Source organism: Acetobacterium wieringae, from assembly GCF_023700225.1.
In the GTDB taxonomy this organism is placed as follows: Bacteria; Bacillota; Clostridia; order Eubacteriales; family Eubacteriaceae; genus Acetobacterium; species Acetobacterium wieringae.
In genome coordinates, this window is sequence record NZ_CP097897.1 from 2432513 (window position 1) to 2446055 (window position 13543).

The following is a 13543-nucleotide window of genomic DNA, read 5'->3' on the forward strand; positions in this document are numbered from 1 at the left end:
TATATTTTTACAAATCTTTCCCCTTGTTTTCTGCAAACGTATAAAAAAAAGCCCTGAACAGCTTCACTATTCAAGGCTCCTTAAAATTCATTCGTAAAATCGCTTTTTTTATCGTTCTGCTTTTGTCACTTTTATAACAAAAACATTCGCGATTGATAATATTGTTTGGGTTAACACCGAAACTTTTTTGGTAATTGATAAAAAAACGCCGTATCTTACTTCCTAAAACTTAAAATATTTTTTTAATATTTCTGTTTTTTTAACTCTCTGCCAGTACTTTTTTGTCAGCCTGATCTTTTTCCATATCTTTGAGTTTTCTCGACAAGATCACAAAAACCACCAAACCAAAGATCATTACCAGCGCCGGATATAAACAAAATCCGTTTTTAATTGCCTGAATCAGTTCCGGTGTCGGCGCCATATCAGCCACATAACTGGCCGAAGCCAGGGCTGTGGTAATGATGACACTTTTAATAAAGTTTCCGACTTTAATGGGGGTAGTCAGTAGCGCCATGATAAAGCCACGAACATTTTTACCTGTGCGCCACTCGCCGTAGTCGACACAGGTAGCATACATCGCAACTACCAGAGCATCCGGTAAACCGTAACCAATAAAGGATAGTAACATAACAATTTTAAATGCCGTGGCACTCATCGGTACCAGCCAGGTAATCAACAATCCGGCAATGAAGATGCACAAAGCCCCAACATATGCCTTTCGGGGTCCGAATATTTTAGAAACGGTGGTCGCCAGAGTGGCCGAAAGCAGCATAACAACGGTCAGTCCAGTCATGAAAATCGCCATACCCGGGAGATCATTGAGTACATATTTAAAATAATAAAAGGCCAGACCAAGCACCACAAACTTGCCGACGTAGCGCCCCAGATCAATCAACAATAAACCGATCAGCGGAGGGTTATGCAGCAATTGCTTGAGTATTTCAGGAATTGGCATGCTTTCTTTTTTCTCAGTAACCGGTGCAGTTCCCCGGAAAGCATATTCTTTTGTCAGAAAGAAAAATATCCAGTAACACAGAACCATAAATAAAGCAACCATAATAACCACCGTCGTGTAACCCATCGCCGGATCATTAAGCGCTTTGCTGATTTCCTGAATCGCCCGAACCCCAACATAAGAAAAAGTCAGAGAACCCAGAGCGTTGAAGATCCCCCGGTTGGCCGACATTTTAACCCGCTCGTCGACACGATCCGTTAGGGCACTGTTCATGGCAATGTGAGCAGAATAATACACGTCAAAGACCAAATGGCCAATAATAAAGCCAGCACAAGCGGTGATGGCATTGGTCATCGAGTCGCCGATTTTTAGAAATTGAACCACATAGAGTAACGCTGCCACTGGCGGACCAATCAGCAGCCATGATCGGAATTTACCCCACTTGAGATTACTTTTCTGGAGGATAATTCCGGCCACCGGCACCCAGATCAAGTCAAATATACTGGTAATCATAAGCACCGATCCGGCCAGCGCCACCGGCATCTTAACTGCATCGGTCAGGAAGGCCGAAAAAAACATTAATTCGACATAAATAAAAATCTGAAAACCAAACGAAGGCAGACCATAGAGATAAATAACACTTTTCTTTAACTTATCAGCCATTTCTGATTCCTTTCCAAATTGAAGAAATCGTCCCCAAAAGCGGCAATTATTTTTGGAACCTTATACCAAAATCCATTAATAATTCCTGCTATTTTCGGGGACGAATCTGTGACCCCTTCCATCAGGAAGTTACGGTCACTTAGTGATCATTTAGTTCAGAACATTTTTTCTGACATTTTGTCAATTTCTTGATTGATGGTTTCATAAACCCCTGGGAACGAATCAATCGGTAATCCTGAGGTCTGAGAGGGAATAAAATACAGTTTGCCATTTTCTTCACAGGTTTTTTTCACATATTCTGCTACAATTTCTGGGGTCCAATCAGGGAAATCAACCAAACCACTGTGAATGCCACCCATAAAGGTAATTTTGTCGCCGTATTCTTTAATCAGTTCAGGAATGTTATTAGTGTTCATTACACCCTGCCAGATATCGATACCCATTTCGATCATCGATGGCACCAGGTTTGCGGCATAGCTGTCACTGTGGTGAACAATCAGTTCAACGCCATTCTCTTTATAATAGCCATAGATTTTTTTGTAGGCCGGTTCAAAGAATTCTTTAAACATCGCTGGTGAAATAAAGGAATTGATCTGGCTGCCCCAGTCATCATGATGGAATACCGCATCAGGATGAAGATGATCGATAAATTCTTTAGCCAGTCGCAGTTCAAAATCAACCAGGAAATCAATCAACGCATGCATTTCTTCTGGTTCTTCGTAGTAAGCCATTAAGGCCTCTTCCATACTCATCAGGTAATGGATATGTTCAAACAGACCGGGCGCCACAAAAACAGTGACATACTGATCATTCCGATCAACCGCATTAGCCTCAGCAATCGCCGTCGCCCAAGCTTCTTCGGGATAATCAAGCTTCGGCGCTTTAACATAATCCCGCCATTTGGTGATATCCTTAACAACGATGTGCTCCTCATCATGAACCGGAAATGAGCCCAATTGGCCTTCCGGCCAGCTCAAGGTAACGCCCCATTCATTAACTATCGTACCACCGACCGGTGGTTTTAAACGACTGATCGGGGTTTTCATCATCAGGGCAAAGGGTTCATATTGTTTGACAAAGCGATCTGGATTTCCACCCTTCATTACTTCAACTAAATTTTGTCTTTTTGTTAACATTTTTCTCTCCTCTCCTATGCTGTTGCCAGTTCTTTGGCTTTTACCGCAGCACTACCGGCATCAGGAGCATATCCGTCAGCACCAACTTCAACGGCATATTCCGGCGTGACCGGAGCACCGCCAACAATCACTTTCATCTCCGGATAAGCAGCTTTAATGGTCTGTACTGCTTCTTTTAAGGCTGGCATGGTGGTGGTTAACAAACCGGAACAGGCCACCAGTTTGACATTGGCATTGTCTTTAACTGCTTGAACAAAGGTATCAGCGGGGACATCAACGCCCAGATCAACCATATCAAAACCAGCACTTTCGATCATCATCGAAACCAGATTTTTACCGATATCGTGAAGGTCACCGGCAACCGTACCGATGATGCAGGTACCCAGCGAGGCGGAACCATCACCAGCCATCAGTGGTTTTAATACTTCCACGCCTTTTGACATGGCTTTGGCAGCAATTAGCATTTCCGGGACAAAGATTTCGCCGGATGAGAATTTATCCCCAACGACGCCCATGGAATCAACCATGGCCTGGAGAATCTCACTTGGGGTGCTGCCTTCATCCAGTGCTTCCTGTACCAGTCCGGGAACCAGTTTCGATTTTCCAGCTTCGACTTTTGCTTTGACTTCTGCTATTTTTGACATGATTTATCTCCTTAAATTAAATTGTATATTCTAAACCGGAGCAATGTGTGAATCGCTCCGGTTTCATTGAACTTTGTTTTTTATACTTAAGCCAATTTACGTTCTGCTAATTCTTTATTGATTTCTTCCATTCGTTTTGGTGTTAATGTATAAAGCCCAAACATCATCACCATTCCAATAATCATAATGATTGCCGGATAAAGGGCGAAACCATTTTTAATTCCCTGAATCAGTTCTGGAGTCACGGCCATATCAGCAACATAACCAACTGAAGCCAGCACCGCTGAAATGATAACCGAACGGACAAAAATAGATACTTTGATTGGCATACTGATCAGTGACATGATAAAACCACGGGCATTTTTGCCGGTTTTCCAGTCGCCATAATCAACGGTTGCAGAGTACATTGCCACACCCAGAGAATCTGGCAAACCATAACCAATATAGGCAGCAAACATGATGATTTTAAAAGCAGTTGCTTCAAGCGGCATAAACCAGACAATTAGCAAACCGATAATCAAAAGCGACAGGGCGATCATATAGGTGTTTTTTTCGCCAAGTCGTTTAGCAATCGGTGATGCAATCATGGCTGCAAAGAAGTTGACAATGGTTAATCCGGTCATGAACAATGCCAGTCCAGGCAAATCGTTGATGACATATTTAAAGTAGTAGAAGGCCATTCCAAAAATAACGAAACGTCCCAGGTATCGTCCCAGTTCCACCAGCATCAACCCCATCAATGGTGGGTTGACAACAATTTGTTTGAGCATTTCGCCCACTGACATCTTTTCAGCCGGTTTGCCCGCTTGGGCTTCGGTACCGTTTTGAGCATAGTCTTTGGTGATTACAAAATAAATGATGTTACAGGCAATCATAATCACACCGGTGATCGCTGCCATATAGGTGTAACCTAAAACCGGGTTGCCGACACCAGCACCAATAGCGGCGATGGCTTTTACCCCAAAATAGGAGAACACCAGAGCACCCGCTGCATTGAACATTCCCCGGTTACTGGCCATTGAGATTCGTTCTTCCCGAACCGTGGTCAGCGCATTATTCATGGAAATATGGGCAGCATAAAAGGTATTCCAAACCAAATGGCTGATGGCGAATCCTAAAAAGATGATAATAGCATTAATTTCCGAGGTTCCGCCAATCTGCGAAAACTGCAAAATATAAAAGAGCGCCGCAATGGGTGGTCCGACCAATAGCCATGAACGGTATTTCCCCCACTTCATGTTGCTTTTTTCAAGAATAACCCCTGATGTTGGTACGGCCACAATATCAACAATACTGGTGGCCAATAAGATGGTACTTACTAATGCCAAAGGAATTTTTGCAAAGTCGGTGAGGAAAGCTGCAAAAAACATGACTTCAATATTGACTAAGGTCTGAAACCCAAATGACGGTAATCCATAAAGATTAATAGCCGACTTTTTTAATGGTTTGTTCATAATTCTTTCTCCTTTTTAGTTTCAACTTTAATAACAATTTCTACTAAAATAACTGTCGACACTATTTGTCTGATCAGCCAATCTCCCTATAACAACAAGCAAACAGCAACACTTCTATCCAGTCGTTCCGCAACCAGAAATTATTTTGCACCATAACGATCATCCTGAAATAATGCAATCCTTTTCATAATGCCTTTCTTCATTAAAATAGAGTTTCGAAGAAGCGGTACTAAAGATATCATGACATTTTTACAAACCGTAAATAAAATTGTAATTACTAATTCATTTACAACATCATTGTACTCGTATTCAATGAAGCTGTCAATGTTTTTTTAGTAAAACATTTCAGTTAATCTATTTTTTAAACTTTGTACTCGTTTTCTTCATTGATTTTTTATATGATTATTCGTTTTTTTTGGCAACTTGTCTGTTTTTACTGTTATTTTTGACATTATGTCCATCATCACATTATTATTTTTTAATTTGAATTTACAAAATACCGTTTAATACCTTTCAAATTTCAGAAGAAATTCCAAAGCACGTTCCTGCATTAACATTCGTTTGCTTATATAATGTATTCCCCGCCACAAAAAACTTAACCTGATATATTTTCCTTTTTTGACTGAGCAGCTTCACCATCAAAAAAAGAACTTCGTACGAAGTTCTTTTTTCAAGCTCTATAATTTTTTGAAGATATCATTTATTTTAAATATGTTTAATCAATAATTCTATGAAATTACTATAGCCCGCACCGTTTTATCTTGTCAAAGCATACATACAGGAGTCCTGAAGTTTACCATTCTTATAAATACTTTTCTGAAAAACACCTTCCAAATGAAAACCAGCTTTTTCAATGGTTCTGCGCGCCTTCTGGTTATCAGCAAAGGGCCGAGCGTAAATTCTGACCAAATCCGACTCATCAAAAGCTTTTTCACAGATCTGCTTAATGGAACCAGTCATGATTCCCTGTCCCCAATAGGGTTCGCCAAGCCAAAAACCCAACTCACCACTTTTGCAACTGACATCTTCCTGCATCAGCAGACTGATCGCTCCAATCGGCGCATCATCGATTGTGATCGCCTTGTTTAGATGCCTTCTTTTATTCTGATGAATGCTTTTAGTAATAAACAGATGGGCATCATCCAGAGTGTACGGATAGGGAAAGGTGTTTCGTAAATTTCCTGCTATCTTTTCATTATTGGCCAGAGGCACAATATTTTCAGCATCACTTAGCTTCCATTCTCTTAGTCCAAATTCCATTTTTTGACCTCCTTTGATCATCGCCATTGATTTCTAGTTTTTTCTAAAAAACTAATTTGTACTCGTTTACTTTTTAATTTTCATCAGCTTAACATCTTTGGAATTTTATGTCAATATTTTTTCTTTTTGCAACAATTTATTACCTTTACTTGTTTGATATTTCTCAAACAAGAGGTAGTTCTGAAATTATATTGTTCGTTAATTAACAAATCATTTTTAATCAAGATGTTGTTTTTCGATAGATTTTATTCGGGTAACTTTAATACAGATACATCAAATTCAATTTATGGATAACATACTTTTTATCCATTGTCTGATAGCTATTGGACAACTTTTTATTTCTTTATCAATTCCACATAAACAAATCAGCTATTTAAATGATCTTGATAGTTAATCTACTGCTATATCTATCAAATTGACACTATATCACTGCTAATACTATGAAAAATATTTCTCCCTAAAAAAACCGATAATAACGTTGCGATTAAATGCATTTTAATGAAAAAAATCACTGTCTTGAGGCTTTGTCCCACCATAATAATTTTACTTTTTAATTTTTTTTGCCCTAATTTTTTTATTGTTTTGAACTCTAGCAAAGAGAAAATTAAGTATTTTTTAAGATTCATCGTTTTGATTGTTACTCTGACAATCGTTGTCGTTCCCTGCTTTGATTCCTAGATCAGCAAGCAAATCTGCTATACTTTCTTCACCATTTAGCATAAAATTAGAGCATCAAAGCGTCATCATAATAATCATAGGTGAAAAAATGAACAATCAACCCGAAATAAAACTATCCGTCCGCAATCTGGTGGAGTTTATCCTCCGCTCCGGAAATATCGATTCTCAGTTTATCAGCAACGCCAGTGCACTGGAAGGAACCCGGGCCCACCAGAGGGTTCAGAAAGATAATCGAGACAAAGGCTATGCCCCTGAAGTATCGCTAAAACATCGTTTCGAATATGAAGGCTTCTGTTTCCGAATCGATGGCCGGGCCGATGGCATCATCACCAGCGAGTCCGAGATTATTGTAGACGAAATCAAGTCAACCAGCCGGCCGTTGGAACAGATTGACGAAGACTACAGCCAAACCCATTGGGCCCAGGCTAAATGCTATGCCTATATTTACGCCATCCAGAATGAACTACCAGTAATCAGCGTACAGCTGACCTATTTTCAGCTGGATACCGATGAAATCAAAAAGTATCTAAAAATCTTTACCCAAACTGAACTGACTGTTTTCTTTTACGATTTAATCAATCAGTACCTGGTCTGGGCTGCTCTGACCAGCAACTGGGTGACTCGCCGCAATACCGCTATTCGGGCTCTTGCTTTTCCCTTTGAGCGTTATCGCCCGGGCCAGCGGGAACTGGCAGTAGCGGTTTATAAAACCATTGTCGAACAGAAAAAACTTTTTGTCCAGGCTCCCACCGGAATTGGCAAAACAATGTCAACTCTGTTTCCCGCCATCAAATCGATGGCTGAAGGGCATACTGCCAAAATTTTTTATCTAACCGCCAAAACCATTGTCCGGGAGGTTGCCGAGGAAGCCTTTGCTAAAATGGCAAATCAGGGATTGGCTTTCAAAAGTGTCACTCTGACTGCCAAGGACAAAATCTGTTTTCAGGAAGAAACCATCTGTGATCCCGATCACTGCTCTTATGCCCGGGGTCATTTTGACCGTGTTAATGCCGCACTGCTGGATATCCTTAAGCAGGAAGACCGCCTGACCCGACCCGTCATTGAAAACTATGCACACAAACATCAGGTCTGCCCTTTTGAGTTTTCTCTCGATTTAACCCTCTTTAGTGACTGCGTGATCTGTGATTACAACTATGTTTTTGATCCCCGGGTTTATCTCAAACGTTTTTTTTCCGATAACGGCAGCGACTACAGCTTTTTGATTGACGAAGCCCATAATCTGGTCGATCGGGCCCGCTCAATGTTTTCGGCCGAACTTTATAAAAAACCATTGCTGGAGCTAAAGCGATTGTTTAAAGATAACGACCCCAGTCTTGCCAAAGCTCTGGGAAAACTCAACACTCACATGATCGGGCTGCGAAAATTGGCTACAACCAACTCACCTCACCGCCAAAAAGAGGCCCCCAAAGATTTCTTGCTGCTGGTGATGAAGTTGATTTCTCTGGCCGAAGTATGGCTAGTCAGCAATGAAGGCCGCCCGGGTCACGAGAAACTACTGGAACTGTATTTTAACGCCCTGACCTTTATGCGCACCGCCGAGTTTTACGATGACCACTTTCTAACCTACGTCGAAAACGCCAACGGCGATACCCGTATCAAACTTTTTTGTCTGGATCCTTCCCACTTGCTGGGAGAAGCCCTCAAACGAGGCCGGGCGGCGATCTTCTTTTCGGCCACCCTGTCACCACTCGACTATTTTTCAGAAATTCTCGGTGGTGACCCCGACAGCTATAAAATTAGTCTGCCATCGCCCTTCGATGTTAAAAACCGAGAACTACTGATTGCCGATACCATCTCAACCACCTTCCGCAATCGCGAAAAAACCTACTCCACCATTGTCCGTTGCATCAAAACGGTACGGGATCAGCAGCCAGGCAACTACATCGTCTATTTTCCATCTTATAAATATATGAATGCGGTGTTTGAAATTTTTAGCGCCAGCTACCCGGAGGTCGTCACCATCCGGCAGGCTCCGGAAATGAACGAGGAAGACCGGGAGCTGTTCCTGGGTCAGTTCCGACCGGCACCCGGGGCTGCCCCGACCGGGATGTTGGGCTTTGCGGTGCTGGGCGGGATCTTTTCCGAAGGCGTGGACTTAAAGCACGAGGGCCTGATCGGCGCCATTATTGTCGGAGTCGGTCTGCCCCAGATCTGTTTTGAACGTGATATCATCCGGGATTATTTCAATAAAAAAAACCACACCGGCTATCAATATTCCTACCTCTATCCTGGCATGAACAAGGTTCTCCAGGCTGCCGGACGGGTGATTCGAACCGAAACCGACCGAGGCGTGATCGTTCTGATTGATCAGCGCTTCAGTAGCCCTAGCTATCGTCAGTTATTTCCACAGGAGTGGTTTCCCCATCGCCAGATCCGGAATGAGCCCGAGCTTAAAAAAGCCCTCCAGGATTTCTGGGCCATGACTATACCGCAAAACTGACGTAAAAAAATCTGCTGTCGCACTACGACAGCAGATGTCTGATAACCATAATGGGGTGATGAAAAATCGAGCCGCGGGCCACTAAAAGCCATGATCTTGCGAATTTTTAGCTGATTCTCTTTATTATAGCAGGGGCTTGGACAGTGATTGCAAAAACCCTTGTTTTCGCCATAGCGGCAATGATCCAATCGGTTCAAGGCATAACTTAACAGGGTCTGGCACTCCGCACAGAGATCGTGTGATCGATGTTTTTTGCGGCAATAGATTTTGAGCATCACGGCAAGGATCCGTTTTTCCTGGTCTATTTTTGGCACTCGGCTTTTTTCCTTATCTTTCTTTACTTTCGACAAACCATTTGGGTTCTTCATAATAGAGACAGACTTCCTTATTCTGGATCCGGCAGGTGTAGCGAATACCCTGCCCGCCCACCTTCAGGGAGACCCCCGGGCGCATATCCAGAACCCGGTCAATAGAAAAAACCCGACCGTCCTCCCACAAAACCTGGAGGGGGATGATTCTGCCATCTTCTTCAAACTTTGCAATCACCTGGACAAATTTTTTTATTGCCATTTTCTTAATTCTCCTTTAAAAGTATCCAATTGGATGGATAACATGATCTTTTTTGGGATCCAGGCCGCTCATCGAATCACCAATGGTAACCGCCCGACGCAGAACCAGATTGCCAAAGCGCTTGCGTAAATCATCAACGGTATCATCGAGCTGGGCCTGACGCATCCGCAACGCTTCATTGCCAAAAACATCCAACTGAATCGGGGTTGAATCCGGTACCAGATCAGTGACCCGCACCCCCAGGGAGCGAATATCCGAACTGAAATCATAATTCTTTTCAAACAAGGCAATGGCGGCTTCAGCTATTTCCCGGGTCAGATCCGAGGGTTTTGCTAGCTTTGTTTGCCGGGTGAAGCTGTGAAGTTCTTTGTTACGGACATGAATCGCTACTGTTAAACAATAACAGCCGGTTTCCCGCAACCGCATCGCCACACTTTCAGTCAGCATATAGAGGATCAGCTTGACATCCTTCAGGTCTTTTAAATCCCGGGGGGTAGTGATGCTGTTGCCAATGCTTTTGAGAATCCGTTCGTTACCGTTATAATGCTCGTCAAAGGCTTTTACCGGGCTGTCATCAAGGCCATTGGCAAAGCGCCACAACACCATCCCCATCTTACCAAACTGGAGCACCAGAAAATCTGGGGATGTTTGCGCCAATTGTCCAATGGTATAGATACCATATTTCATCAGTTTCTTTTTCGTGGCTGACCCCACATAGAGCAGATCCCCAATTTCCTGGGACCAGACAATTTTTTTGAAATTATCCCGGGTGATCACCGTGATGGCATCGGGTTTCCGATAATCCGAACCAAATTTGGCAAAGATTTTGTTCCAGGAAACGCCAATCGAAACGGTGATACCCAGTTCCTCCTGAATGGCCTGGCTGATTTTTTCGGCAATGGTTCGGCCACTGCCGTGAATCCGGGAACTGGCCGTGACATCAAGCCAAGCTTCATCGAGACCAAAAGGCTCCACCTGATCGGAATAACGGTTATAGATTTTTCGGGCCAGCCGGGAAAAACGCAAATACAATTGATAATTTGGGGGCATCACCAAAAGCCCAGGACATTTCTCCCGGGCCTGCCACAGGGCCTCGCCGGTTTTAACCCCAGCAACCTTTGCTTTCTGGTTCTTCGCCAGAATAATCCCATGACGTTTTTCCGGATTGCCACCGACCGCCACCGGAAAGTCCCTAATCTCCGGATGATAGAGACATTCCACATTGGCATAAAAGCTGTTGATATCAGAGTGTAAAATAATCCGTTCCATGACCCACCCATTTAATCCGTTTTAATTAAATTAGCACATATGTTCTGTTGTTATTTTATACCCATCCATACTCTTTGTCAATGGCCAAATTATACCTTACTGCGATTCGGGCTTGTTTGCAGGGCTGATCCGGTCTATTTGACAAATCAGTAAAAACCCCCGAAACGACTGTTATAACTGCGTTTCCGGGGTTTTAAGCTTAACCAGGCAATCGACTCTACCGTCCTTTTTCATACGAAACAATTGTTCTTATAAGCATTGTCGGCCTGACTCATTCGTCGCAAAAACTGTCATCAACTCAAATAGTGTTCACAATTATGAATTTCACAATAAACCGGATTCCATCTATTCTTGTGCGACCTGCTTTTTTAATTGTAGGTTGCAACATATTCGGCTTCGGCCTGTTGGGCTTTCTGGTTGCCGACACCACAGCGGGGATTCAGCAGTGAGCAGTTTTTTCCGCAGCCACCACAGCGCAGTTGGGATAAAAATTCGCTCAGACTGGGGACATCAGGTTGTGGTTCAGCGACTACCGGTTCCTCCGCAGCCGGGGTAGCGGCGACAATCGCCGGAGTTTCTACCGGTGCTGCAGCGGATGCAGTAACGGTTTCAGTCACCGTGGTGGCCGGTTCAGAAATAGCGGTGCTGGGTGTTTCGGTGGTAGTCGCAGTGGCTGTGTCGGTCGTCACCGCCGCAGCAATACTCTCACTTTCACCAGTGGCAGCATCATTCTTGGCGGCAATCGCCGGAGGAATTTCGGCCTGAGCAGCCTTCACTTGCTCATAGCTGTGAAAAGTATTGGCCCCCACCCCATAGACAATCAGCAAAGCAGCGACGGCCGCCGTGCATTGGCGGATAATTTTATTTTTCATACTTAATACACCTCATTTTAATTCTTTAATTTTACAACCTTCTTCACACTAAATTGAATAAGGCCCCGGCCGAAAACAGGGTCAGCAGCACGTAGCTGGCTAAACGAAACCACTGCAGCTGCCGGGGAATTTCGGTGGCAATTTTCCCCGACAGCACGCCTGATAGCAGTACCATCAGCAATACCGGGGTCAGGGTACTTGCGGCGGCAAAGACCCCGCCAACTAGAGCAGCCGTCGCCAGCGGCAGGGTGGTGGCCACTCCCATCATCATCAGTAGCGGCCCACAGGGTGAGGCTCCATAGGCCAGACCGGCTGAGAATAGCGGCAACAGCCCTTTTACACCATAGCGGTTGATAGTATCAGCCTTTTTTTCACCGCCGCAACCGGAACAGAGACTGGCCCGGTTGGCTTTGTTTTTGTAATCGAGCAGCCATTTTCCGATCAGCACCAGGCCCAGGGCTATCATCGCCAGCTCTATCATCTGACCCAGGTTGATCCCACCGACATAACCGGCGGCATCAATAAACTGACTGCCAATCAACGCCGCCAATCCGCATAACACCACCACGGCGATGACCTTGCCGATAAAAAAGCTAAAAAATCCCAGCAGCGATTTTTTTAGCCCCTCGGCATGGGTGATGATATAGCTGGACAAAAAGACGCTGACCGCCGGACTGCAGCAGGTGCCGCAGCCCAGCCCCACCGACAGGGCCGTGGCCAAAACCGGAAGCAGTAATGTCAGCCCCATGGTCAGGCCCGCTCACTGGCAATCAGGGCGGCACCGATGGCCCCGTTAAACTGGGGGTATCGGGCCACATAGACATCCCGCATCATTTCTTCTTCAAAGGCTTTATGGACTCCGATATTCAGGGCACCGCCGCCGGTCATCAGGATATCTCCGCCTTTTTCGGCCTTTTTCATCATTTTAATGATCCGTTTGGCCATCGATAAATGCATCCCGGCCAGAATATCCCGGCGGTCATACTTCCGGGCCACCAGCGACACCACTTCTGACTGGGCAAAGACCACACAGGTGCTGTTGATATCACAGGGGGCCTTGCTTTCCAGCGACAGCGGGCCGACCTGATCGATGGTGGTCTCTAGAATCTGGGCGATGACTTCCATAAATTTGCCGGTGCCAGCGGCGCATTTATCGTTCATGGTAAAGTTCTTAACGGCGTAATGCGAGTCCAGATAAATGATTTTGCTGTCCTGACCGCCGATATCAATAATCATCCCCGGTCGGTAATCCGGCGGTGCGGTTAAGCGCACCCCATAGGCATGGGCGGTAATTTCGGAAATATCGTCATCGGCAATATCAAAGACCTTGCGGCTGTAACCGGTGGCCATGGTATAGCGCACCTGGGTACGGTTAATCCCCCGGCGGACACACATTTTTTCAATTAAGGCACTGGCTGCGGCATTGTTGTCAATCCCGGTGTTGGTAACCATCGCATCCACCACCTGATTCTGGCAGATCAGCGCCGCCTTAGTATAGGTTGAGCCGCCGTCAAGTCCGGCATAATAATTTCTGTTCATGTTATTCTCCTGTTTTCTAGTCTTAGCGGTAATTGTTAAATT

The 13543-nt window shown here is 44.4% G+C and carries 12 protein-coding genes; 1 reads left to right on the forward strand and 11 read right to left on the reverse strand.

Going from position 1 to position 13543, the window contains the following annotated elements:
• Positions 1-259 precede the first annotated feature (259 nt).
• From CHL1_RS11825 to CHL1_RS11845, 5 genes are all read right to left on the reverse strand, one after another.
• Positions 260-1618 carry an MFS transporter gene (locus CHL1_RS11825; protein ID WP_070372349.1) on the reverse strand — a complete coding sequence of 453 codons (1359 nt, stop codon included), beginning with the start codon at positions 1616-1618 and terminating at the stop codon, positions 260-262.
• Positions 1619-1773: 155 nt separating this feature from the next.
• Positions 1774-2754 (reverse strand): uroporphyrinogen decarboxylase family protein, encoded by a 981-nt coding sequence (locus CHL1_RS11830; RefSeq protein WP_070372350.1) that lies wholly within the window; start codon positions 2752-2754, stop codon positions 1774-1776.
• A gap of 14 nt (positions 2755-2768) precedes the next feature.
• A complete protein-coding gene (locus CHL1_RS11835; RefSeq protein WP_070372351.1) occupies positions 2769-3398 on the reverse strand; it encodes a corrinoid protein in 630 nt (209 codons plus the stop codon).
• 86 nt (positions 3399-3484) lie between these two features.
• Complete coding sequence (locus tag CHL1_RS11840; protein ID WP_070372352.1) at positions 3485-4852, reverse strand: MFS transporter; 1368 nt, start codon at positions 4850-4852, stop codon at positions 3485-3487.
• Between the two features lie 756 nt (positions 4853-5608).
• On the reverse strand, positions 5609-6112 hold the full coding sequence (locus tag CHL1_RS11845; protein ID WP_070372353.1) for a GNAT family N-acetyltransferase: 504 nt from the start codon (positions 6110-6112) through the stop codon (positions 5609-5611).
• A 766-nt stretch (positions 6113-6878) separates the two neighbouring features.
• On the opposite strand from CHL1_RS11845, the gene CHL1_RS11850 reads away from it, so the two are divergent.
• Positions 6879-9251, forward strand: a complete 2373-nt coding sequence (locus CHL1_RS11850) for an ATP-dependent DNA helicase (RefSeq protein WP_250933060.1) — start codon at positions 6879-6881, stop codon at positions 9249-9251.
• On the opposite strand, the gene CHL1_RS11855 is transcribed toward CHL1_RS11850, so the two are convergent.
• The 6 genes from CHL1_RS11855 to CHL1_RS11880 form a co-directional block, all read right to left on the reverse strand.
• Positions 9146-9619 carry a nitrous oxide-stimulated promoter family protein gene (locus CHL1_RS11855; RefSeq protein ID WP_338078225.1) on the reverse strand — a complete coding sequence of 158 codons (474 nt, stop codon included), beginning with the start codon at positions 9617-9619 and terminating at the stop codon, positions 9146-9148. The genes CHL1_RS11850 and CHL1_RS11855 overlap by 106 nt on opposite strands.
• Entirely contained in the window at positions 9579-9821 is a 243-nt protein-coding gene (locus CHL1_RS11860) for a hypothetical protein (protein WP_175440961.1), read from the reverse strand. Before CHL1_RS11860 ends, CHL1_RS11855 begins: the two co-directional genes overlap by 41 nt.
• A 15-nt stretch (positions 9822-9836) precedes the next feature.
• A complete protein-coding gene (dinB, locus tag CHL1_RS11865; RefSeq protein ID WP_070372356.1) occupies positions 9837-11090 on the reverse strand; it encodes a DNA polymerase IV in 1254 nt (417 codons plus the stop codon).
• A 368-nt stretch (positions 11091-11458) separates the two neighbouring features.
• On the reverse strand, positions 11459-11962 hold the full coding sequence (locus CHL1_RS11870) for a hypothetical protein (protein WP_250933061.1): 504 nt from the start codon (positions 11960-11962) through the stop codon (positions 11459-11461).
• Positions 11963-12005: 43 nt separating this feature from the next.
• The gene (locus CHL1_RS11875; RefSeq protein ID WP_250933062.1) at positions 12006-12710 is read right to left on the reverse strand and encodes an urease accessory protein UreH domain-containing protein; all 705 of its coding nucleotides are present in this window, start codon (positions 12708-12710) and stop codon (positions 12006-12008) included.
• Between the two features lie 2 nt (positions 12711-12712).
• Positions 12713-13501, reverse strand: coding sequence for an acyl-CoA dehydratase activase (locus CHL1_RS11880; RefSeq protein WP_070372359.1), 789 nt, complete (start codon positions 13499-13501; stop codon positions 12713-12715).
• Between the last annotated feature and the right edge of the window lie 42 nt (positions 13502-13543).

What these genes read in the sequence shown, in the direction of transcription:
- CHL1_RS11825 (WP_070372349.1), bottom strand. Translation starts at nt 1,618, where the DNA reads ATGGCTGATAAGTTAAAGAAAAGTGTTATTTATCTCTATGGTCTGCCT.
- CHL1_RS11830 (WP_070372350.1), bottom strand. Translation starts at nt 2,754, where the DNA reads ATGTTAACAAAAAGACAAAATTTAGTTGAAGTAATGAAGGGTGGAAAT.
- CHL1_RS11835 (WP_070372351.1), bottom strand. Translation starts at nt 3,398, where the DNA reads ATGTCAAAAATAGCAGAAGTCAAAGCAAAAGTCGAAGCTGGAAAATCG.
- CHL1_RS11840 (WP_070372352.1), bottom strand. Translation starts at nt 4,852, where the DNA reads ATGAACAAACCATTAAAAAAGTCGGCTATTAATCTTTATGGATTACCG.
- CHL1_RS11845 (WP_070372353.1), bottom strand. Translation starts at nt 6,112, where the DNA reads ATGGAATTTGGACTAAGAGAATGGAAGCTAAGTGATGCTGAAAATATT.
- CHL1_RS11850 (WP_250933060.1), top strand. Translation starts at nt 6,879, where the DNA reads ATGAACAATCAACCCGAAATAAAACTATCCGTCCGCAATCTGGTGGAG.
- CHL1_RS11855 (WP_338078225.1), bottom strand. Translation starts at nt 9,619, where the DNA reads ATGAAGAACCCAAATGGTTTGTCGAAAGTAAAGAAAGATAAGGAAAAA.
- CHL1_RS11860 (WP_175440961.1), bottom strand. Translation starts at nt 9,821, where the DNA reads ATGGCAATAAAAAAATTTGTCCAGGTGATTGCAAAGTTTGAAGAAGAT.
- dinB (WP_070372356.1), bottom strand. Translation starts at nt 11,090, where the DNA reads ATGGAACGGATTATTTTACACTCTGATATCAACAGCTTTTATGCCAAT.
- CHL1_RS11870 (WP_250933061.1), bottom strand. Translation starts at nt 11,962, where the DNA reads ATGAAAAATAAAATTATCCGCCAATGCACGGCGGCCGTCGCTGCTTTG.
- CHL1_RS11875 (WP_250933062.1), bottom strand. Translation starts at nt 12,710, where the DNA reads ATGGGGCTGACATTACTGCTTCCGGTTTTGGCCACGGCCCTGTCGGTG.
- CHL1_RS11880 (WP_070372359.1), bottom strand. Translation starts at nt 13,501, where the DNA reads ATGAACAGAAATTATTATGCCGGACTTGACGGCGGCTCAACCTATACT.